This window comes from Monashia sp. HAY1-5C (genome assembly GCF_056755255.1).
On record NZ_JBPGXG010000029.1, the window covers coordinates 1 to 21,049 of the forward strand.

Here is a 21,049-nt window from a genome sequence, read left to right on the forward strand (position 1 = left end):
TCCGTCGTCGGCAGCGTCAGATGTGTATAAGAGACAGCGCCCGGAGCGCCCGGCCGCCTGCACCGACCGGCGCGGCCTGCGTGTCGATGGTGGGGTTCCAGTAGGCCGTCGACTTCCTGAGAGTGGACGCGTCCGGCTTGCGCCACGGCTTGGTCAGCGTCAGGTGCGGACGCTCCCAGGCGATGTCACGCTTGACCACCCGTGCCGGGACGCCCGCGGCGATGACGTTGTTGGGGAGCCGACGCGTCACGATCGAGCGCATGCCGACGACGGTGCCGTCGCCGATGACCGCGCCCCCCAGCACGCACGACTGGAGGCCGAGCCAGACGTGGCTGCCGATGGTGATGTCGCGTGGCGTGTTGACCCGCCTGCCCGTGCGCACGTCGAAGATCGGGTGGCCGTCGTCAGCGCGCACCTGGACGTCGGAGGCGATCATGACGTCGTCGCCGAGCGTGATCGTCGCCCCTTCGGCAGCCGACATCGACACCGTGGTCGTCGTGGAGACGTTGCTGCCGAGGCGGACCGTCGCGCCGTCACCCACGCGGATGGCGCCCATGAGCGCGGGAACACCCTGGCTCGGCCCGATCTCGCACAGGCCGTCGTCGCAGTCGAAGTCGACGACCAGCTTGCCGATGCGGAAGGGGGAGGCGATGCGCAGGGTGTTGTTCGACCCGGTGAACTTGATCTTGACGTTCGCGTCGACGCGACCCTCGAACTCGATCCGGTTGCCCCGGTCGTCCTGCCAGGTCTCGAGCACGGTGATGACAGCCATGGCGGGGAGCATAGTGGCGCGGCCGAGTCGCCCCGCAGGCACGGCACGACTCGCGGCTCAGCCGCCCGCGCGGCCACCGCGCGAGCGGGCCCCGGCTCGCGCCTCCGCCCGGGTGCGTGGCGGGGCAGGGCCGCTCACGGCGCGCTCGATGGCGACCGCGCTCGGACCGTGCGCCCCTGTCCCGTCGCGGTCGTCCACCGCCGGCGAAGGCGTGCCGGCCGGCTGATCGGCGGCACCGACGGTGAGCGCGGCGATGGCCGTCGTGACGGGAACGGCGAGGACGAGGCCGATCGCCGACGCGAGCGTGCGCACGACCTCCTCCGAGAGCGACTCGGTCTGCAGCAGGTCGAGGACCGGCCGCTCGTAGAGGAAGAGCAGCATGAGCACCGGCAGCGCGGCACCCGCATAGGCGAAGACGATGGTGTAGATGGTCGAGGCGATGTGGTCCCGACCGATGCGCATCCCGGAGCGGAACAGCTCGCGACGCCCCATCCCCGGCGCGGCGGCACGCAGCTCCCAGACGGCGGAGGACTGCGTGATCGTCACGTCGTTGAGGACGCCGAGCCCGGCCACGATGATGGCGCACGTCAGCAGCTCCTGCGGGTGCAGGGTCGTGACGAACGAGGACAGCGTCGCGCCCTCGTCGTCGGCGACGCCGCTCAGGCGGGCCAGGTCGACGCCGAGCAGGCCCAGAGCGGCCGTGATGCCGACGCCGAAGAGCGTGCCGGCGAGGGCCGTGCTCGTGCGGACGGACAGCCCGTGCGCCAGGTAGAGGACGACGAACATGATCGCCGAGCTGCCGACGACCGCCACGAGGAGGCCGGACTGCCCCTCGAGCAGAGCCGGGAGCATGAACCGGGCCACGACGAGCCCGCCGACTCCCAGCCCGACCAGGGCCAGGACGCCTCGCCAGCGCGCGACGACCGCGACCACGAGCACGAAGAGGCCGAGCATGAGCGAGAGCGGGGCACCCCGTTGGACCTGCAGGAACGAGAAGCCCTCCGGCTGGCCCTGCGCAGGGGGAGTCCTCAGCAGCTGCACGGTGTCGCCGGCGCGCAGCCCCGACTGGGAAACCGCCGGAGGTACGGCGACGGTCACCGTCGGATGAACGTCCCCGGACGACGCGGTCGGGTGTTCCAGCTGCACCCGGACGGCCCCGCAGGTGGCGCCTGCCTCGGCGACGTCACCCCCCTGCCCGGCCGCCGGCCGGGCGCCGGTGGACGCGTCCTGACCCTCACAGGCGGGCAGCACCTCGAGCACCTCGGCCAGCGGGAAGGTGACCCCCGGCGCGGCGAAGTCGGTCGTGCCGACACGCCCGAGGGCACCGTGGTCGGAGGGCCAGAACCGCACGATGCCGAAGAGCGTCGCGGCCGCGGCGAGGACGACGAAGGTCGTCAGCGCGACACGGGCGAGGACGCCGACGGACACGTCCTGCTGCCGCTCGGGGGTACCTGGAAGGGCGCTGTGGCTGTGACCGCCGGACATGGTCCGGAGTGTCGCACAGCGTGTCCGGATCGATGCCAAGCGTGGCGCGCCGGGCCCGAGGGTGCCCGTTAGGCTGACCGCCGTGGGTGAGCAGAAGGACGCGGCGGACCGCGCGCACGTCGTGTCGAACGAGCTCCTGACGATCCCCAACGCGCTGTCCGTGCTGCGCCTCCTCGGGGTCCCGGTCTTCCTCTGGGCGATCCTCGCCGGACGCGACGGGCTGGCCCTGCTCCTGCTCGCGCTCTCCGGGATCACCGACTACCTCGACGGCAAGATCGCCCGGTCGTTCGACATGGAGTCGCGCCTCGGCCAGTTCCTCGACCCGATCGCCGACCGGCTCTACATCCTCACCACGCTGCTCGGGCTGGCCTGGCGCGATCTCATTCCGTGGTGGGTCGTCATCGTGCTCCTCGGGCGCGAGGCCGTCATGGGCGTCATGCTGCTGTTCCTGCGACTCCGCGGGCAGCTCGGCCTGCCGGTCCACTACGTCGGCAAGGCCGCGACGTTCAACCTCCTGTACGCCTTCCCGCTGCTGCTGCTCGCCAACCGCGACGACTGGCTCGGTGACCTCGCCCGGCCGATCGGCTGGGGTTTCGCGTGGTGGGGCATCACGCTCTACTGGCTGGCTGCGGTGCTCTACGGCATCCACGCGCGGATCGTCCTGCGCGAGCGTGCCCGGGCGGTGAGCACGTGAGCACCGGCGCGCGGCGGCCCGACGCCTCGATGACGCTGATCACCTCGATGCTCGAGCGACCCCTCGACCCGGGGTACCAGCAGGCCGCCGAGCGACGGGCCGCGCAGGGACTGCCGAGGTCGACCTCGTACCGCACGCCTCTCGTCGTCGTGCTGGCCGTGCTCACCGGGTTTCTCTTCGCCGTCGCCGCCCTGTCGCTGAGGCCCAAACCCACCGCGGCGGCACAGCTCAAGGCCCAGCTCGTCAGCCGCATCGAGGACTTCCAGAAGCAGGCCAACGCGCAGGAGACCGCGATCACGACGCTGACGCGGCAGGTGCGTGACTACGAGGCGCTGGCCCTGCAGCAGAGCGGCGGCGGTGACCTCAGCGGCCAGATCGCAGCGCTCGAGGTCCAGGCGGGCACCGTGGCCCTCACCGGGCCCGGGCTGACGCTGACCCTCGACGACGCCGCGTCCACCGAGGCGGGCGGCGATGCCGGGTCGCGCCCGAGCAGCGGCTTCGAGCAGGGCCGGGTGACGTCGGCCGACCTCCAGATCATCGTCAACGGGCTGTGGGGGTCCGGCGCGGAGGCGATCTCGGTCAACGGACACCGGCTCAGCTCGACGGCCGCCATCCGGTTCGCCGGTCAGGCGATCATCGTCGACTTCCGACCGCTCGCCCGTCCCTACGTCGTCACCGCGCTCGGCGACGGCACCGGCATGCAGCAGCTGTTCGAGCAGTCCTTCGCGGGGGTCTACCTGTCGCAGCTGACCCAGGAGTTCAAGATCCGCTCGGTGCTCAAGGTCGCCGACAGCCTCACCGTCCCCGCCGACTCCGCGTCCCACCTCGAGGTCGCCCGGCCCCTGACGCCGTCGGGCTCGGCCACCACCTCGACGCCTGGCGTCACCCCACAGCGCAAGGCCGCGGCCGGCACGCCGCCGGCCGGCCCGGGCGCGGGCACCGACCGACCCGGCGGCATCGCCACCGATCGATCCGCCGTACCGACGACGAGCCTCGGCGGCAACAGTCAGGAGACCCCGTGATCCCCGTAGTCGGACTGCTCGCAGGCCTGGCGATCGGTCTGTTCCTGCACCCGTCGGTGCCGGTGTGGCTCCAGCCGTACCTGCCCATCGCCGTCATCGCGGCACTCGACGCGGTGTTCGGGGCCATCCGGGCCGTCCTCGACGGGATCTTCGACGACAAGGTGTTCGTCGTGTCGTTCCTGTCGAACGTCGTCGTCGCCGCCTTCATCGTCTTCCTCGGCGACCAGCTCGGCGTCGGCGCGCAGCTGTCGACCGGCGTGGTCGTCGTGCTCGGTGTGCGGATCTTCTCCAACGTCGCCTCGATCCGGCGGCACCTGTTCAGGGCCTGACGATGAGCCGTAGCCAACGCCAGCCCGACGGGACGCCCGAGTCGTCCCAGCCGTCCGCGTCGACTCCCGAGTCGGCAGCGGTCCCGGAGCCACCCGAGCCGGCCCGTCAGCCCGTCGAGGGCAGGGCGGCCTGGCACCGCCTCTTCGCGATGTCCCGCCCACGGGCCACGCGAGCCAACCTCCTCGGGGCCCTGCTCGCCGTGCTCCTCGGCGCCGGCATCGCGGCCCAGGTGCAGCTGACCAACGAGCGGGGACTGGACCAGCTGAGCCAGACCGACCTCGTCCGCGTCCTCGACGACATCTCGGTCAAGTCCTCGCGCCTCGACCAGCAGGTCCGCGAGCTGGAGGCGACCCGCGACCGGCTCAAGAGCGGGACCGGCACCGCCGCGGAGGCCCTCGACCAGGCCCAGAAGCGCGTCGACACGCTGGGGATCCTCGCCGGCACCATCGGCGCCACCGGCCAGGGCATCATCCTGACCGTCTCGGACCCCGACAAGCAGGTCACCGGTCCGGTCGTGCTCGACATCATCCAGGAGCTGCGCGACGCGGGTGCCGAGTCGATCGACGTCGGTGGCGTCCGCGTCGTCGCCTCCTCGTTCGTCGGTGACGCCGGCGGCGACCTGCTCGTGGACGGCAAGGCGATCACCCGCCCCATCGAGATCAAGGCCATCGGCGACGCCAAGACGCTCTCGTCCGCGATGACCATCCCGGGCGGGATCGTCGAGACGGTTCGCCAGAAGGGCGCCAACGCGAGCGTCATCGAGTCGGAGTCGATCCAGATCACCTCGGTCCACGAGCCGCGCCCGCTGACGCACGCGAAGCCGGTCGAGTGACCGCCCGGTCGCTGACGCTTCGCCGGCGACGTGGCATCCTCTCCCTTGCCGGTGGAGCGACGACACGTGAGCCTCACCCCCTGACCACCTCAGCGACGAGCTAGGAGCGACATGAGCGACCTCGAGTACCCCGCCGACCTGCGCTACACCAGCGACCACGAGTGGGTCCGGGTGGGCGACGACGGGGTCGTGCGCATCGGCATCACCGCCTTCGCGCAGGACGCCCTCGGGGACGTCGTGTACGTCTCGCTCCCGGCCGTGGGTGACTCCGTCGCGTCCGGGGACTCGTGCGGAGAGGTCGAGTCGACGAAGTCGGTCAGCGACATCTACGCCCCGCTCGACGGTGAGGTCACCGCCGTGAACCCGGCCCTCGACGCCTCGCCCGAGCTCATCAACTCCGACCCGTACGGCGAGGGCTGGATGTTCGAGATGCGCCCGAGCGACGCCGCGGCCGTCGACGGCCTGATGGACGCCTCGGCGTACACCGCCTCGCTGTCCTGACGTCCCACGTGCCCCACCGGAACGACCGGTAGCATCCGCGACACCCGCACGCCCCCTCACGTGCGGCCCGTCCTGCCCGTCACGCCCGACCGGCCTGTACGCACCGACCGGCCCGTACACGCCGGTCGGTGTCCGGCAGGCGCGTCGGCGGGCGCGACGGGAACAGGCGTCAACTAGAGTGGTGACGCCCGCTTCGCCCCCACGACGGAGGAGGACGGCATGTCGAGCGACGACGATCACGGCACGCCTGACCGGGACGACCCGAGCTCCGACTCCCAGAACCAGGAGGACCGCATGTCGAGCGACCACTTCGACTCCGACGACACGAACGTCGAGCCGCGCACCATGCGGTTCCAGGGCGTCCCGGCCCAGGACGCCGAGCACCTGGACCCGCGCGGGCTGACCGCCGAGGACCAGGCCACGATCGAGGCGCTGCGCCCGGGTACGGCCCTGCTCGTCGTCCTGCGCGGCCCCAACACCGGTGCGCGCTTCCTCCTCGACGACCAGGAGGTCGCGGCGGGGCGCCACCCCGACTCCGACATCTTCCTCGACGACGTCACCGTGTCCCGCAAGCACGCCCTGTTCGTCAAGCAGGGTGAGCGCTACGTCGTGCGCGACGCCGGGTCCCTCAACGGGACGTACGTCAACCGCGAGCGCATCGACGAGGCACCGCTGCACACCGGCGACGAGGTGCAGATCGGCAAGTTCCGCCTCGTCTACTACGCCGCCTGACCGACGGGATGCCCACGGGGACGACGGGCGAGGCCGACCCGGCCTCGGGGCCACGCCTGACCATCGGCAAGGTCATCGCCGCGCTCTCCGAGGAGTTCCCCGACGCCACGGCGTCCAAGATCCGCTTCCTCGAGGCCGAGGGCCTCGTGACGCCGCACCGCACGGCGTCCGGCTACCGCACCTACTCGGAGACGGACGTCGAGCGGCTGCGGTACGTCCTCGCGGCCCAGCGCGACCGGTTCTGGCCGCTCAAGGTCATCCGTGAGGCGCTCGACGCGCTCGACCGTGGCCTGACGGACGCCGGCACCGGGGGAGGGCGCCCCCGCCCGCCCGAGCCGGTCACCGACCCCGACGTGCCGGACGCGTCCGTGCTCCTCCCGCGATCGGGGGTCACGCTCACCGGGCCGGAGCTGCGTGAGGCCACCGGCATCGACCGGGCGACGCTGCACGCCCTCGAGTCCTTCGGCCTGCTCGTGCCCGACGCCTCGGGGCACTACGCGCAGGACCAGCTGGCCGTCGCGGCGGCCGCGAACGCGCTGGCCGCGCACGGCCTCGAGCCCCGGCACCTGCGGCCCTTCCGCACCGCGGCCGACCGCGAGATCGGGCTCGTCGACCAGGTGCTGGCCACCCACCGCGACGACGACACGCGCCCCGAGCGGGCGGCCGAGATCGCGGCCTCGTGCATCGCCCTGCACGTCGCGCTCGTCAAGGCGGGCCTCGCCCGCTGAGCCGCCCGGAGCGGCTGGTCGATGGGCCGGTGCACAGTCTCTCTCAGGCGCATCGGCGGGTGGATCGGCTTGTGGGAGCGCGCCCGTGATCCCGCCGCCGACCCGCAGGACCCCCCGACGCGAGGGCACGCGCGGGGTACGGTGGAGGAGTGAGAGAGGTCGATGTCCTGGGCGTCCGGGTCGAGATGCCGACGAACAACCCGATCGTGCTGCTGCGCGAGCGCGACGGAGGCCGCTACCTGCCGATCTGGATCGGTGCTGCCGAGGCTGCGGCGATCACCTACGCCCAGCAGGGCGTCGTCCCGCCGCGCCCCCTGACGCACGACCTGCTTCGTGACGTCCTGGCAGTCCTCGGCCACGAGCTGACCGAGGTGCGCATCGTCGCCCTCAAGGACTCGGTCTTCCACGCGGCGCTCATCGTCGACGGCTCGATCGAGATCAGCTCTCGGGCGAGCGACGCCATCGCCCTCGCCCTGCGCACCGGGTCACCGGTGCTCGTCGACCCTGCGATCCTCGACGAGGCCGCCATCGTCGTCAGCTCCGAGGAGGACGACGAGGTCGAGCGGTTCAAGGAGTTCCTCGACCACGTCTCGGCGGAGGACTTCGACGGGCCCGCCGGCGACGAGCCGGGTGGGGACCCCGACCGGCCGGGGCAGCCGGGCCAGGGGGAGTGACCAACCTTCACGTTGAGGTCGAAGGTGAAAGTGGTCGACGGCAACGGCGACACGCCGACGCCGCAGCCGCCCGGTGATTGACGCCCACCTACCCGAGTCCTACCGTCGGATAACGACGTGTGTGTAGTTATCCCGATGTCGTCTGCGCACGTCGCGCAGGCTCAGCCCGAGGAGGACGGCATGGCCGCCATGGAGAACGCACCCGAACCGGGTCGCACGGTGCCCAGCGGCGCCCAAGGTCTGCTCTTCACCGACGACCTGCCCGTCCTCGCCGAGGACATCGGCTACCGCGGCCCCACGGCCTGCCGAGCGGCCGGGATCACCTACCGGCAGCTCGACTACTGGGCCCGGACCGGCCTCGTCGAGCCCTCGGTCCGCAGCGCGACCGGTTCCGGCACCCAGCGCCTCTACGGGTTCCGCGACATCCTCGTGCTCAAGGTCGTCAAGCGGCTCCTCGACACCGGCGTCTCCCTGCAGCAGATCCGGGTGGCCATCGGCCACCTGCGCGAGCGCGGCGTCGAGGACCTCGCCCAGATCACCCTGATGAGCGACGGCGCGTCGGTCTACGAGTGCACGTCCGCCGACGAGGTCATCGACCTCGTCCAGGGCGGGCAGGGGGTCTTCGGCATCGCCGTCGGACGCGTGTGGCGCGAGGTCGAGGGCGAGCTCGCCCAGCTGCCGAGCGAGCGGCCGGACGACGACGCCCCGGCCGAGCACCCCGGTGACGAGCTGACCGCTCGCCGCCACGCGCGCCGGATGGCCTGAGGGCGCGGCAGGCACCAGGCACCGCAGCACGTCGCGCCGTCCACGAGGGCCCACCCGGCACGTCCGGGACGGGCCCTCGGGCGTCGGCTGCTAGATTTGGTGTGCCGATCACCCTGCGTGGGAGAGTCCTCGAGGTGTCCACCACCTGCGAGGCGCCGAAGGGGCAACATTCCCCGGAACCTCTCAGGCGCCAGGACCACGCGGGCCAGGCACCTCTGGAGCTCTCGGGCGACAGACGGGGAGCGTGTGTCATCCGCTCATCCCCACCAGGAGCCCCGCATGTCGACCGACCAGCTCGCCGCCGCGACCCCGACGCCCACCACCCCCGCCGACGGTTTCGCCGACTTCGTCGGCCGGCACGTCGGTCCGCGCGCGGACGACGTCGCCCGGATGCTCGACGTGGTGGGCCAGCCGAGCCTCGACGCCCTCTGTGACCGGGCCATTCCCGGCGCCATCCGGGAGCAGACCCCGCTGCGCCTCGAGGCGGCCGCCAGCGAGAGCGCCGTCATCGACGAGCTGCGTCGGTTCGCCTCGCGCAACACCGTGCTCACCTCGCTCATCGGCCTCGGCTACTACGGCACCGTCACCCCGCCGGTCGTGCGCCGCAACGTGCTCGAGAACCCGGCCTGGTACACCGCGTACACCCCGTACCAGCCGGAGATCTCCCAGGGCCGGCTGGAGGCCCTGCTCAACTTCCAGACCGTCGTCACCGACCTCACCGGCCTCGACGTCGCCGGCTCGTCACTGCTCGACGAGGCCACCGCGGCGGCCGAGGCGATGTCGCTGATGCACCGGGCCACCCGAGCCAAGGCCGAGGCCGTCGTCCTCGTCGACGAGCTCGTCTTCCCGCAGACCATCGCCGTCATGCGCACCCGTGCGGAGGCCATCGGGCTGCCCCTCGTCGTCACCGACCTGCGCTCGGTCAGCGATACCGAGGCGCTGGCCGCGGCGGCCGGCGGCGCCCCGGTGGCGGGCGTCGTGGTCCAGTACCCCGACGCGTCCGGGCAGCTGCACGACTGGTCGACGCTCGCGGAGGCGGTGCATGCCGCGGGTGGCCTCGTCACCGCGTGCGCGGACCTGCTGGCCCTGACGCTCGTCGCGGCTCCGGGGGAGTGGGGCGCGGACATCGCCGTCGGGAGCGCCCAGCGGTTCGGCGTGCCGATGGGCTTCGGTGGCCCCCACGCCGGCTACATGTCGGTGCACCGGGGTCTCGAGCGCCAACTGCCCGGTCGCCTCGTCGGCGTCTCCATCGACGCCGACGGCCACCAGGCCTACCGCCTGGCGCTGCAGACCCGCGAGCAGCACATCCGACGCGAGAAGGCGACCTCGAACATCTGCACCGCGCAGGTGCTGCTCGCCGTCATGGCGAGCATGTACGCGGTGTGGCACGGTCCGGCGGGCCTCGTCGGCATCGCACGCCGCGTCGGCGGCCTGACCGCGGGCCTGCGCGCGCGCCTCGTGGCCGGCGGCGTCGACGTCGAGACGACCGCCTTCTTCGACACCCTGACGGTCGTCGTGCCCTCCCGCGCCGACGACGTGGTCACCGCCTTCGCCGACCGGGGCATGAACGTGCGCCGCGTCGACACCGACCGTGTCTCGTTGAGCCTCGACGAGACCTCCACGGCCGCAACGGTGTCCGCCGTCCTCGCCGCCCTCGGCCTCGACGCGTCCGACGTCGCCGAGCCGGCATCGCACGGCGAGGCCGGCGACGCCGGCGTGGCGACCGGTGTGCCGAGGCAGCTCGAGCGCACGTCCGAGTTCCTGACCCACCCGGTCTTCCATGCGCACCACTCGGAGACCGCGATGCTGCGCTACCTGCGCCGCCTCGCCGACCGCGACTTCGCGCTGGACCGCGGCATGATCCCGCTCGGTTCCTGCACGATGAAGCTCAACGCGACCACCGAGATGGAGGCCATCACCTGGCCGGAGTTCGCGAACCTGCACCCGTTCGCCCCGGCCGACCAGTCCGAGGGCATCCGCGCCCTCATCGACGAGCTCGCCGCGTGGCTGTGCGAGATCACCGGCTACGACGCCGTGTCGCTGCAGCCGAACGCCGGCTCGCAGGGCGAGTTCGCCGGACTGCTCGCGATCCACGCGTACCACCAGGCACGGGGCGAGGGCCACCGCCGGGTCTGCCTGATCCCGGCGAGCGCCCACGGCACCAACGCCGCGTCGGCGGTCATGGCCGGACTGATGGTCGTCGTCGTCAAGACCGCCGCGGACGGCACCGTCGACATGGACGACCTGCGCGCCAAGATCGAGGCGCACCGCGACGACCTCGCCGCGATCATGGTCACCTACCCCTCGACGCACGGGGTCTACGAGGACACCATCACCGAGCTGTGCGAGCTCGTCCACGACGCGGGCGGCCAGGTGTACGTCGACGGCGCCAACCTCAACGCGCTCGTCGGCCTGGCCCAGCCCGGCCGGTTCGGCGCCGACGTCAGCCACCTCAACCTGCACAAGACGTTCTGCATCCCGCACGGCGGCGGCGGCCCGGGCGTCGGACCGGTCGCCGTGCGCGCCCACCTCGCGCCGCACCTGCCCAACCACCCGCTCGCACCCGAGGCCGGTCCCGCGACCGGGGTGGGCCCGATCTCGGCGGCGCCCTACGGCTCGGCGAGCATCCTGCCGATCTCGTGGGCCTACGTCCGGCTCATGGGGGGTGCCGGCCTGCGGCACGCCACGCAGACCGCTGTCCTCAACGCCAACTACGTCGCCGCACGGCTGCGTGAGCACTACCCGGTCCTCTACTCCGGCACCGACGGCCTCGTCGCGCACGAGTGCATCCTGGACCTGCGGGCGCTCACGGCCCGCACGGGTGTCACGGTCGACGACGTCGCCAAGCGCCTCATCGACTACGGCTTCCACGCGCCGACGATGAGCTTCCCCGTCGCCGGCACGCTCATGGTCGAGCCGACCGAGTCCGAGAACCTCGACGAGCTGGACCGCTTCTGCGACGCGATGGTCGCCATCCGCGAGGAGATCGAGCAGGTCGGTCGCGGCGAGGTGGCGGTGGCCGACAGCGTCCTGCGGCACGCGCCGCACACCTCGATGCGTCTCGCGGGCGACTGGGACCACCCCTACGACCGCGCGACGGCCGCCTTCCCCGTCGGCGTGTCCGCACCGGACAAGTACTGGCCGCCGGTGAGCCGCATCGACGGCGCCTACGGCGACCGGAACCTCGTGTGCTCCTGCCCGCCGCCGGAGGCGTTCGAGGGCTGAAACACCCCGGGGGAATTTCTCGCGTCGAGCCCGCGAGTGTGGTTGTCTCGGCTCGTGGGCGCCGACGTCGAGCAGGCCAGGTACACCCGGGAGCAGCGGCAGCAGTACCGGGAGAAGGTCCGCCGCGACCTCGACGTGTTCGAACGGATGCTCGGCAAGAGCGAGTTCGAGTTCGACCGGCCCATGACCGGGCTCGAGATCGAGCTCAACCTCGTCTCCGAGGACCTCGGGCCCAAGCTCGACAACAAGGTCGTCCTCGAGCAGATCGCCGACGAGAACTTCCAGACCGAGCTCGCCCGCTACAACATCGAGCTCAACGTCCACCCGCGCCCGCTGCCCGGGGACTCGGCGCTCGAGCTCGAGCAGCACCTGCGCGAGTCGCTCAACCAGGCCTCGGCGCGCGCGGCCGACCTCGGCGTCGGCATCGTGGCCATCGGCATCCTGCCGACGATCATGGCCGAGCACTTCGAGGGCGACTGGATCAGCGAGAACATCCGCTACGCGGCTCTCAACAACGCCGTCCTGGACGCGCGCGGCGAGGACGTCTGGCTCGAGCTCGAGGGCCCGACCGGCGAGCGCATCGCCCGCTACTCCGACAGCCTGGCGCCGGAGTCGGCGTGCACCTCGATCCAGCTGCACGTGCAGGTGCAGCCGGAGCGGTTCGCCGACCACTGGAACGCCGCGCAGGTCCTCGCCGGCCCCCAGCTGGCCCTCGGCGCGAACTCGCCGTTCTTCCTCGGGCAGCGGCTCTGGGCGGAGACCCGCATCCCGCTGTTCACGCAGTCCACCGACACCCGTTCGGTCGAGCTGAAGAACCAGGGCGTCCGGCCGCGCGTCTGGTTCGGGGAGCGGTGGATCACCTCGATCTTCGACCTCTTCGAGGAGAACGTCCGCTACTTCCCGGCCCTGCTGCCGGAGATCTCGGACGAGGAGCCCGAGGAGGTGTTCGAGCGCGGTGAGGTGCCCGCGCTAAAGGAGCTGCGCCTGCACAACGGCACCGTGTACCGCTGGAACCGACCCATCTACGACATCGTCGGCGGCCGCCCGCACCTGCGGGTCGAGAACCGGGTGCTGCCGGCCGGGCCGAGCATCGCCGACGTCCTCGCCAACGCGGCCTTCTACTACGGGACCCTGCGCTACCTCGCCGAGGAGGACCGTCCGGTGTGGACCCGGATGAGCTTCTCGGCCGCGGAGGCGAACTTCGAGGAGGGCGCGCGGCTCGGGATCGACGCCCGGACGTACTGGCCCGGCTTCGGTGAGGTGCCGACGACCGAGCTGGTCCTGCGCCGGCTGCTGCCGATGGCCCACGAGGGCCTCGACCGCTGGGGCGTGTCGGCGGCGGTCCGCGACCGGTACCTGACGATCATCGAGCAGCGCTGCCTCAACGGCGTCAACGGCGCCTCGTGGCAGACCGAGTGCGTCGCCCGGCTCGAGGCGCAGGGCCTGACCCGCGACAAGGCGCTGCGCGAGATGCTCGCGCGCTACATCGAGGGGATGAGCGCCAACGCGCCGGTCCACACGTGGGAGCTGCCCTGACGCGTGGGCCTCAGGCGTCCTTGAGCAGCCGCCAGGGCGAGAGGTTGAACGAGCCGATGCAGCGCGTCGACCGATGGTGGGTCAGGACGCTCATCGACCCGGCGTCGAGGACCAGCTGCTGGCCGAAGCGCGGGTCGACACCGAGGTAGACCGCGGTGAGGACGCGCAGGGCGTGGCCGTGCCCGAAGAGCGCGACGTTCCCCTCCTGGAGGTCGGGCCACACCGTGTCGATGACCTGCTGGCCCCGTGCGGCGACCTGCTCGACGGTCTCGCCGGGTGTGACACCGGGCTTCACGCCGTCGACGAACACCTCCCACGGGTGGCCGACCTCGGCGCTGATCTGCTTCGTCGTGATGCCCTCGTAGGCGCCGTAGTCCCACTCGCGCAGGAGCGGCTCGACCTCGAAGTCGCCGAGGCCGGCGAGCTCGGCCGTGCGACGGGCGCGCTGCAGCGGCGAGACGAGGACCCGCCTGAAGGTGCGCGCGCGGAGGATGTCGGCGAGCTCGCAGGCCGCCTGCTCACCCTCGGGCAGGAGCGGCAGGTCCGTGGTGCCGGTGTGCTGGCCGGTGAGCGACCACTCGGTCTCGCCGTGCCGGAACAGGTAGAGGTCGCCGGGAACGGCGCTGTCGCGCTGGGCCATGGGCGCCATCCTCGCACCTGCTCGGGCAGACTCGCCCCATGGACCTGCCGTTCGAGCTGCTCAACGTCTTCGCCGTCGAGGGCGACCCGTTCTCGGGCAACCCCCTGTGCGTCTTCACCGACGCCGGGGGCCTGGGGGAGGCCGCGATGCAGCGGTGGGCCCGCCAGTTCAACCTCAGCGAGACGACGTTCGTCACGGGGCAGGACGGCGCGGGCGAGGCGTCGGTGCGGATCTTCACCCCCGACCACGAGATGCCGTTCGCCGGCCACCCGACGCTCGGTACCGCGGAGGTCGTCGCCGGGCTCGTCAGCGGCCGTCCGCCGAACCGGGTCGACCTGACCATGCCCGCGGGGCGCATCCCGGTCGAGCGGGTCGAGGGCGGCTGGCGCCTCGACGCACCGACCGCCCGGACCCGCCCGGTCGACGCGAGCCCGGCCGACCTGGCCACCGCCCTCGGGCTCGAGCAGGCGGCCGTGGTCGAGGCGTCGTGGGTCGACGCCGGCGTCGAGCAGCTCATCGTGCGCCTGCGCGACGTCGAGGACGTGCGGGCCTGCGTCGCCGACCCGCGGCTCATGGCCCGGCACATGGCGTCCCCGGGTCACCCGCCGCACGTCTACGTGTGGGCCTGGACCGGCCCGGGCAGCATCGAGGCCCGACTCTTCTTCACCCAGGGGTCTGCGGTCGCCGAGGACCCCGCCACCGGCTCCGCCTGCGCCAACCTCGGCGGGTGGCTGGCCGAGCAGGGCCGGCGCGACGCGGTGATCGAGGTGCGCCAGGGCGCCGCGGTCGGGCGTCCGTCCCGGCTCGTCCTCGAGGTGGACGCCGCCGGAGGGGTGCACGTCGGTGGCCGCGTCGAGCGGGTCGGCGCGGGCACGTGCCGCGACGCCACCGCGGCGGGACGGGAGCGCTGAGGTGGGTGTCTACATCGGCTTCCTGCGGGCCGTCAACGTCGGCAAGCGCCAGGTGCGCATGGAGCGACTCCGACAGGTGCTGTCGGAGCACGGCTTCCGCGACGTCGAGACCCACATCCAGACCGGCAACGTCAAGGTCACCTCGCCGATGCGCAGCGCCGCCAAGGTCGAGAAGGAGCTGCACCGACTCATCAGCGACGCGTTCGGGTTCGACGTGCCCGTCGTCGTCCGGACGCCGGCGCAGCTGCGCCGGCTCGCCGAGGAGGCCGAGCAGCTGGACTCGCCCATCGCGCCCGACGCCCGACGCTACGTCACGTTCATGACCGGCGACCTGGATCCCGACGGCGTCGAGGCGCTGCACGCCTGGGACGTACCGACCGAGGCGGCCCGCGTCCTCGGCACCGACATCGTGCTGTTCCTGTCCGACGGCGTGCAGGGCGCCCGGCTGACCCACGCCCGCATCGAGCGGCTCACCGGCGCCGTCGGCACCGCCCGCAGCATCACCGTGGTCCGGGCCCTCGCCGACAGGTGGTGCCCCTGAGGCCCGACCGGCGCGGATGCGCTGATTCGTGGCGCGCGTCAGAGGCGCGACCGGCGGACCAGCTCGAAGCAGACGACCGCCGCGGCCGCCGACACGTTGAGCGACTCGACCCCCGAGGCCATCGGGATCGAGACCCACGTGTCGACGAGCCGTGCGACGTCGGGGGACAGGCCGGCCGTCTCGCTGCCGAGGACGAACGCGACCGGCGTGGGCAGGTGCGCCGCGAAGAGGTCGTCGTCACCGGACGCGTCGAGCCCCACGACGTGGAAGCCGTGGTCCTTGAGGGTGGCCACGGCCTCGGCGGCTGTGGCGGTCTTGAGGATCGGCGCGCGGAACGCGACGCCGGCCGAGGCCTTGACGACCAGCGGGTCGAGCGAGGCGACCCCGCGACGGGGGACGACGACGCCGTCCACCCCGGCGGCGGTCGCGGACCGCAGGATCATGCCGACGTTCGCGGGTGTGGTGATGCCGTCGAGGACGAGAACGGCGCCGAGCGTGGTCGCGGGCTCCCCGAACGCGCCGGCCGGGAGGCCCTGCCCCGCGACGAGCGCGGCGAGCGCCGCGTCGAGGGGACGCATCCGCGGCGCCACGACGTCGGCGAGCACACCCTGGTCCTGGCGCCCGTTGCCGGCCAGCTTCTTGACGCGCTCGGCGCTGGCCCGCTGAACCGGGACGCCGCGACGGCGGGCGGCCTGCTCGATCTCGCGGATGCCGGATCCGCGGACCCCCTCGGCGACGACGACCTTGTCGACGTGCAGGCCGGCGTCGAGGAGCACCTCGTGGACCGGGTTTCGCCCGTAGACGGTGATGAACCGGTCCTTGGGGGACACGGGCTCGGCCTGGCCCGGGTGGCCGGTGCCCGGGCGGGTGGTGCGTGGGTCCTGCGAGGTCACGGCGTCAGGATGTCACAGGCAGGGTGAGGGCCCGGCGCGCTCGGCACGGTGCCGGTGCCCGGCCCGTCCGTGGTGGCCGCAGACGCAGGCATGATGGGCCCGGACCCGAGGCCGGGAATGGGCCGGGGAGGTCCCGCGTTCTGCAAGTTGAATTCTCAACAACCAAGGAGCTGGGAGCCATGCAGTTCGGGATCTTCACCGTCGGCGACGTCACGACCGACCCCACCACGGGGCGGACGCCGACCGAGCACGAGCGGATCAAGGCCACCGTGGCCATCGCGAAGAAGGCCGAGGAGGTCGGGCTCGACGTCTTCGCCACCGGGCAGCACCACAACCCGCCCTTCGTCGCCCCGGGCAACCCGCCCGTGCTGCTGGCCAGCATCGCGGCCCAGACCGAGCGGATCATCCTGTCGACGTCGACGACCCTCATCACGACGACCGACCCCGTGCGCATCGCCGAGGACTACGCGATGCTCCAGCACCTGGCCGAGGGCCGCGTCGACCTCATGATGGGCCGTGGCAACACCGGCCCGGTGTACCCGTGGTTCGGCAAGGACATCCGCGAGGGACTGCAGCTGGCCATCGAGAACTACGCGCTCCTGCACCGGCTGTGGCGCGAGGACGTCGTCGACTGGCAGGGCAGCTACCGCACCCCGCTGCAGGGCTTCACGTCGACGCCGCGCCCGCTCGACGGCGTGCCGCCGTTCGTCTGGCACGGCTCGATCCGCAGCCCGGAGATCGCCGAGCAGGCCGCGTACTACGGTGACGGCTTCTTCTCCAACCACATCTTCTGGCCCGCGAGCCACACCGCCCAGATGGTGCAGCTGTACCGCCGGCGCTTCGAGCACTACGGCCACGGCACCGCCGACCAGGCCATCGTCGGCCTCGGCGGTCAGGTGTTCATGCGCAGGAACAGCCAGGACGCGGTCCGCGAGTTCCGTCCGTACTTCGACAACGCGCCGGTCTACGGCCACGGGCCGTCGCTCGAGGACTTCACCGCCCAGACGCCGCTGACCGTCGGCAGCCCGCAGGAGGTCATCGAGCGCACCCTCGGGTTCCGCGACTACGTCGGCGACTACCAGCGCCAGCTCTGGCTCATGGACCACGCCGGACTGCCGCTCAAGACCGTCCTCGAGCAGCTCGACATCCTCGGCGAGGAGGTCGTGCCCGTCCTGCGCCAGGAGTTCGCCGCCCTGAAGCCGGCCCACGTGCCGGACGCCCCGACCCACGCCGGCCTCGTCGCGGCCGCGGGTGGCGCGCACGACGCCACCGTGTACGCCCCCGCCGACGACGTCACCGGCGCCTCGCCCGACGCGGCGCACGCCCAGCCCACCGAGACCACCGAGCCCACCGAGACCACCGTGGAGGTGACCCGATGACCACCCGTCCCACCGACCTGCGCCGGCCGGTCCACCTCGCCGTCGTCACGGCCGGACTGACCCAGCCGTCCTCGACGCGGCTGCTCGCCGACCGCCTCACCGAGGCCGTCGTACGCGCCCTCGCCCCCCGCGAGGTCGTGGTGGAGGTCGTCGAGGTGCGCGACATCGCCCACGAGCTGACCGACAACGTCCTCACCGGCTTCGCGGCGCCCGAGCTGCAGTCGCGGCTCGACGCCATCGCCGGGGCGGACGCCGTCATCGTCGCCACGCCGGTCTACGCAGCCTCCTACAGCGGGCTGTTCAAGATGCTCGTCGACGTGCTGCCCAAGGACGCCCTGCGGGACACGCCGGTCCTGCTCGGCGCCACCGGGGGCACGGCCCGCCACTCGCTGGCGATCGACCACGCGCTGCGGCCCCTCTTCGCCCACCTCGGCGCCCTCGTCGCCCCGGTCGCCGTCTTCGCGGCGTCCGAGGACTGGGGCAGCGTCGAGGCCGGCCGGCTCGGCGAGCGCATCACGCGCGCGGGTGCCGCCTTCGCCGGGCTCGTGTCGGGCGCGCCGCGACGCGAGCGCATCGACCCCTTCGAGGACGTCACGCCGTTCGCGGCGCTGCTCGACGGGTTGAGCGCCTGAGCGCCTGACCGCCGAAGCGGTGGACGCACGCCGGAGCCGCGGCCCACGACGGGTCGCGGCTCCGGGGCGTCGGCGGGACGGGCCCGGCCCATTCGGCGCAGAGGACGCGGGAACGGGCAGACTCGGGCCGTGACGTCCATGCCGGGGAGCCGACCCGGGCCCGCCCTCGCCCGCCGCCTGACGACGACCGACGCGACCCTCATCGGCGTCGGCTCGATGGTGGGCGCGGGCCTGTTCACCGCGTTCTCGCCTGCCGCCGCATCGGCCGGCTCCTGGCTGCTCGGTGCGCTGCTGCTGGCCGGGCTCGTCGCCTTCTGCAACGCGGCGTCGTCGGCCCAGCTGGCGGCCCAGTACCCCACGTCGGGCGGCACCTACGTCTACGGCCGTGAGCTACTCGGACCGTGGTGGGGCTTCGTCGCCGGCTGGGGCTTCGTCGTCGGCAAGTCGGCCAGCTGCGCGGCGATGGCGCTCGCCTTCGCCGCCTACGTCGTCCCACCCACCTGGGAGCGCCCCGTTGCTGCCGTCACCGTCGCCGCGCTCGTCGGCGTCAACTACCGCGGCATCACCCGCACGGCCGCCCTGACCCGCGCGCTCGTCACGGTCGTCCTCGTCCTGCTCACCGTCGTGCTCGTCTCGGGCGCCGTGCTCAGGTGGGACGCGCCGCCCGTCGACTCAGCACAGGTTGCGTCCGGCTCCGCCGGCCTCGGCGGTGTGCTCCAGGGCGCAGCCCTGCTCTTCTTCGCCTTCGCGGGCTACGCGCGCGTCGCCACGCTCGGCGAGGAGGTGCTCGACCCCTCCCGGACGATCCCGCGCGCCGTCGCCTTCAGCTTCGCCGTCGTCGTGCCGATCTACGCGCTCACCGGCGCGCTGCTGCTGCACGTGCTGGGACCGACCGCCACGGCGGCGTCGCCGGCACCCGTTCGCACCGCGGCTTCGGTCGCGCAGGGGCCGGACGGGTGGCTCGTGTGGGTCACCGCTGCCGCGGCCGCTGTCGCGACGCTCGGCGCGCTGCTCGCCCTCGTCGCCGGGGTCGGCCGGACGGCGCTGGCGATGGCCCGGGAGGGGGACCTGCCCCGCCGGCTGTCGGCCGTCCACCCCCGGTTCGCCGTGCCGCACGTGGCGGAGCTGACCCTCGGTGCCCTCGTCATCGTCCTCGTCCTGCTCACCGACCTGCGCGGCGTCATCGGCTTCTCCTCGTTCGGCGTCCTGACCTACTACGCCGTGGCCAACGCAGCGGCGCTGACCCAGACGTCGGAGCACCGGCGGTATCCGCGGGCCGTGGCGGTCCTCGGCCTCGTGGGCTGCCTCGCCCTCGCCTGGGCGGTCCCGCTGGGCTCCCTGGTCGCCGGTGTCGGGGTGCTCGCGGCGGGCCTGCTCGGCCGGCTCGTCGTGGTCCGCGCGAGGCGGGCCGGACCCTCCTGAGCGTCGTGCACGCCCGGGCGGCGACCGGATGGCACACGCCGGGGACCGCTCCCCATGGACCCCTGACCCCCGGGGCCCTAGCGTGACCGCACCGCTGCTGGAGGAGGTGCGTGCCGTGCTCTACCGCAAGGGGGCCGATCCGGAGGCGCTCGACCGGGTGGCCGTCGAGCTCGCCCGTAGTGCACGAGACGTCGACGGGGTCCGCATCGACGCGTCCCGTGCGGTCTCGATGCTCGGGCAGGCCTGGGGCGGCGACGACGCCGACCGCCTGACCGAGGACTGGCAGCGCGCGGCGACCCAGCTGTCCCTCCTCGGGACGCGGCTCGACGACCTGGCGACCAGGGTGCGCGACAACGCCCGGGGCCAACGCGCCGCGAGCGGTCCAGCCGGAGCGAGCACTGCCGGCGGTGCCGGTGGTGCCGGAGGCCGCACCCCGTGGGTGCCTTGGCCGTTCGGTGGTCTCGGGCCGACACCCGGGCCCCCGCCGACCGGGCCGGGTGGACCCGAGCCACGGCCGCTCGCCGAGGAGACGCGCGGCACCGAGCCGCGTCCTGTCGACCTCGAGCTGGCCCGGCTGGCGCGGGGCGTCTACGACGGGACGGGCACCGAACGGTTCGTCGCGGTGGCCGACGACGACCTGCGCGCGCTCGGCATCGACCCGTCGCGGCTCACCGGACCGGGTGGCTTCCAGGCCCAGGTGTACGCCGACAGCGACGGCGGCTACGTCCTCGCGTTCGCCGGCACCGACCCGACGAGCGTCGGCGACTGGGCCACCAACATCCAGCAGGGCACCGGGCAGCTGAGCACCCAGCACCTGCAGGCCATCCGCCTGGCCCGGGACCTCGACTCCGCCGTCGGACCGGACCACCTCGTCCTGACCGGGCACTCCCTCGGCGGCGGGCTGGCCAGCACGGCCGCGGCGGCCACGGGACAGCCCGCCGTCACCTTCAACGCCGCCGGCGTGCACCCCAACACGCTGCTCGCCGCCGCCGCGCTCGGGGGCGGGCACGTCGGCATCGCCGCCGGCCAGGTGCGCAACTACCACGTGCGCGGTGAGCTGCTCACGACCCTGCAGAACCCGCTCGGCTCCTTCGTCGACCACGTGCCGTTCGGCATCGGCGACAACGTCCTGGCGCCCGACGCGCTCGGCACCCAGATCGCGCTCGACCCGGCCGAGCCGCCGCGCGTGTCCGTGTCCGGCTGGGCGGCCGTGAGCCCGGTCGTCGGTGTCGTCGACGTCGCCGTGGACCTCGGCAGCTGGTCGGTGCACGAGCACCAGGCGCCGTCGGTCATCGAGGCCATGGAGGCGAGCACCTGGTTCGGCAAGCAGTGAGC

General features: G+C 72.9%; 21 protein-coding genes and 1 riboswitch. Of the genes, 17 read left to right on the forward strand and 4 right to left on the reverse strand.

Annotated elements, in window-relative coordinates:
* Positions 1-16: 16 nt before the first annotated feature.
* Both ACR9ZK_RS06605 and ACR9ZK_RS06610 read right to left on the reverse strand, forming a co-directional pair.
* Entirely contained in the window at positions 17-772 is a 756-nt protein-coding gene (locus ACR9ZK_RS06605; protein WP_481341096.1) for an acyltransferase, read from the reverse strand.
* A 57-nt stretch (positions 773-829) separates the two neighbouring features.
* On the reverse strand, positions 830-2,257 hold the full coding sequence (locus tag ACR9ZK_RS06610) for a YibE/F family protein (RefSeq protein ID WP_481341097.1): 1,428 nt from the start codon (positions 2,255-2,257) through the stop codon (positions 830-832).
* A gap of 82 nt (positions 2,258-2,339) precedes the next feature.
* On the opposite strand from ACR9ZK_RS06610, the gene clsA reads away from it, so the two are divergent.
* The 11 genes from clsA (at position 2,340) to ACR9ZK_RS06665 (ending at position 13,296) form a co-directional block, all read left to right on the forward strand.
* The gene (gene clsA / locus ACR9ZK_RS06615) at positions 2,340-2,951 is read left to right on the forward strand and encodes a cardiolipin synthase ClsA (RefSeq protein ID WP_481341098.1); all 612 of its coding nucleotides are present in this window, start codon (positions 2,340-2,342) and stop codon (positions 2,949-2,951) included.
* Positions 2,948-3,973 (forward strand): DUF881 domain-containing protein, encoded by a 1,026-nt coding sequence (locus ACR9ZK_RS06620; RefSeq protein ID WP_481341099.1) that lies wholly within the window; start codon positions 2,948-2,950, stop codon positions 3,971-3,973. Before clsA ends, ACR9ZK_RS06620 begins: the two co-directional genes overlap by 4 nt.
* Positions 3,970-4,302 (forward strand): small basic family protein, encoded by a 333-nt coding sequence (locus tag ACR9ZK_RS06625; RefSeq protein ID WP_481341100.1) that lies wholly within the window; start codon positions 3,970-3,972, stop codon positions 4,300-4,302. Before ACR9ZK_RS06620 ends, ACR9ZK_RS06625 begins: the two co-directional genes overlap by 4 nt.
* A 2-nt stretch (positions 4,303-4,304) precedes the next feature.
* On the forward strand, positions 4,305-5,135 hold the full coding sequence (locus ACR9ZK_RS06630) for a DUF881 domain-containing protein (protein ID WP_481341101.1): 831 nt from the start codon (positions 4,305-4,307) through the stop codon (positions 5,133-5,135).
* A 111-nt stretch (positions 5,136-5,246) separates the two neighbouring features.
* On the forward strand, positions 5,247-5,636 hold the full coding sequence (gcvH, locus tag ACR9ZK_RS06635) for a glycine cleavage system protein GcvH (protein ID WP_481341102.1): 390 nt from the start codon (positions 5,247-5,249) through the stop codon (positions 5,634-5,636).
* Between the two features lie 294 nt (positions 5,637-5,930).
* A complete protein-coding gene (locus tag ACR9ZK_RS06640; RefSeq protein ID WP_481341130.1) occupies positions 5,931-6,368 on the forward strand; it encodes an FHA domain-containing protein in 438 nt (145 codons plus the stop codon).
* 8 nt (positions 6,369-6,376) lie between these two features.
* The gene (ftsR, locus tag ACR9ZK_RS06645) at positions 6,377-7,096 is read left to right on the forward strand and encodes a transcriptional regulator FtsR (protein WP_481341103.1); all 720 of its coding nucleotides are present in this window, start codon (positions 6,377-6,379) and stop codon (positions 7,094-7,096) included.
* Between the two features lie 149 nt (positions 7,097-7,245).
* On the forward strand, positions 7,246-7,770 hold the full coding sequence (locus ACR9ZK_RS06650) for a bifunctional nuclease family protein (protein WP_481341104.1): 525 nt from the start codon (positions 7,246-7,248) through the stop codon (positions 7,768-7,770).
* A 180-nt stretch (positions 7,771-7,950) separates the two neighbouring features.
* Positions 7,951-8,535, forward strand: a complete 585-nt coding sequence (locus ACR9ZK_RS06655) for a MerR family transcriptional regulator (protein ID WP_481341131.1) — start codon at positions 7,951-7,953, stop codon at positions 8,533-8,535.
* Between the two features lie 108 nt (positions 8,536-8,643).
* Positions 8,644-8,744: riboswitch (glycine riboswitch) on the forward strand.
* Between the two features lie 70 nt (positions 8,745-8,814).
* A complete protein-coding gene (gene gcvP / locus ACR9ZK_RS06660; RefSeq protein WP_481341105.1) occupies positions 8,815-11,760 on the forward strand; it encodes an aminomethyl-transferring glycine dehydrogenase in 2,946 nt (981 codons plus the stop codon).
* A 54-nt stretch (positions 11,761-11,814) separates the two neighbouring features.
* The gene (locus ACR9ZK_RS06665; RefSeq protein ID WP_481341106.1) at positions 11,815-13,296 is read left to right on the forward strand and encodes a glutamate-cysteine ligase family protein; all 1,482 of its coding nucleotides are present in this window, start codon (positions 11,815-11,817) and stop codon (positions 13,294-13,296) included.
* 10 nt (positions 13,297-13,306) lie between these two features.
* Here ACR9ZK_RS06665 and ACR9ZK_RS06670 read toward each other — a convergent pair whose 3' ends face one another.
* Complete coding sequence (locus tag ACR9ZK_RS06670; protein WP_481341107.1) at positions 13,307-13,936, reverse strand: histidine phosphatase family protein; 630 nt, start codon at positions 13,934-13,936, stop codon at positions 13,307-13,309.
* Between the two features lie 38 nt (positions 13,937-13,974).
* Here ACR9ZK_RS06670 and ACR9ZK_RS06675 point away from each other — a divergent pair, with 38 nt between their 5' ends.
* Positions 13,975-14,847, forward strand: a complete 873-nt coding sequence (locus tag ACR9ZK_RS06675; RefSeq protein ID WP_481341108.1) for a PhzF family phenazine biosynthesis protein — start codon at positions 13,975-13,977, stop codon at positions 14,845-14,847.
* Between the two features lies 1 nt (position 14,848).
* Positions 14,849-15,388, forward strand: coding sequence for a DUF1697 domain-containing protein (locus ACR9ZK_RS06680; protein ID WP_481341109.1), 540 nt, complete (start codon positions 14,849-14,851; stop codon positions 15,386-15,388).
* A 38-nt stretch (positions 15,389-15,426) separates the two neighbouring features.
* Here ACR9ZK_RS06680 and ACR9ZK_RS06685 read toward each other — a convergent pair whose 3' ends face one another.
* Positions 15,427-16,281 carry a TrmH family RNA methyltransferase gene (locus ACR9ZK_RS06685; RefSeq protein ID WP_481341110.1) on the reverse strand — a complete coding sequence of 285 codons (855 nt, stop codon included), beginning with the start codon at positions 16,279-16,281 and terminating at the stop codon, positions 15,427-15,429.
* 179 nt (positions 16,282-16,460) lie between these two features.
* Between ACR9ZK_RS06685 and ACR9ZK_RS06690 the strand changes: the two genes are divergently transcribed.
* The 4 genes from ACR9ZK_RS06690 (at position 16,461) to ACR9ZK_RS06705 (ending at position 21,047) form a co-directional block, all read left to right on the forward strand.
* Positions 16,461-17,660, forward strand: a complete 1,200-nt coding sequence (locus ACR9ZK_RS06690; RefSeq protein ID WP_481341111.1) for an LLM class flavin-dependent oxidoreductase — start codon at positions 16,461-16,463, stop codon at positions 17,658-17,660.
* On the forward strand, positions 17,657-18,292 hold the full coding sequence (locus tag ACR9ZK_RS06695; protein WP_481341112.1) for a CE1759 family FMN reductase: 636 nt from the start codon (positions 17,657-17,659) through the stop codon (positions 18,290-18,292). The genes ACR9ZK_RS06690 and ACR9ZK_RS06695 overlap by 4 nt, the downstream gene beginning before the upstream one ends.
* A 138-nt stretch (positions 18,293-18,430) precedes the next feature.
* Complete coding sequence (locus ACR9ZK_RS06700; protein ID WP_481341132.1) at positions 18,431-19,714, forward strand: APC family permease; 1,284 nt, start codon at positions 18,431-18,433, stop codon at positions 19,712-19,714.
* Between the two features lie 82 nt (positions 19,715-19,796).
* Positions 19,797-21,047, forward strand: coding sequence for a Tle-like phospholipase domain-containing protein (locus ACR9ZK_RS06705; protein WP_481341113.1), 1,251 nt, complete (start codon positions 19,797-19,799; stop codon positions 21,045-21,047).
* Positions 21,048-21,049: the final 2 nt, after the last annotated feature.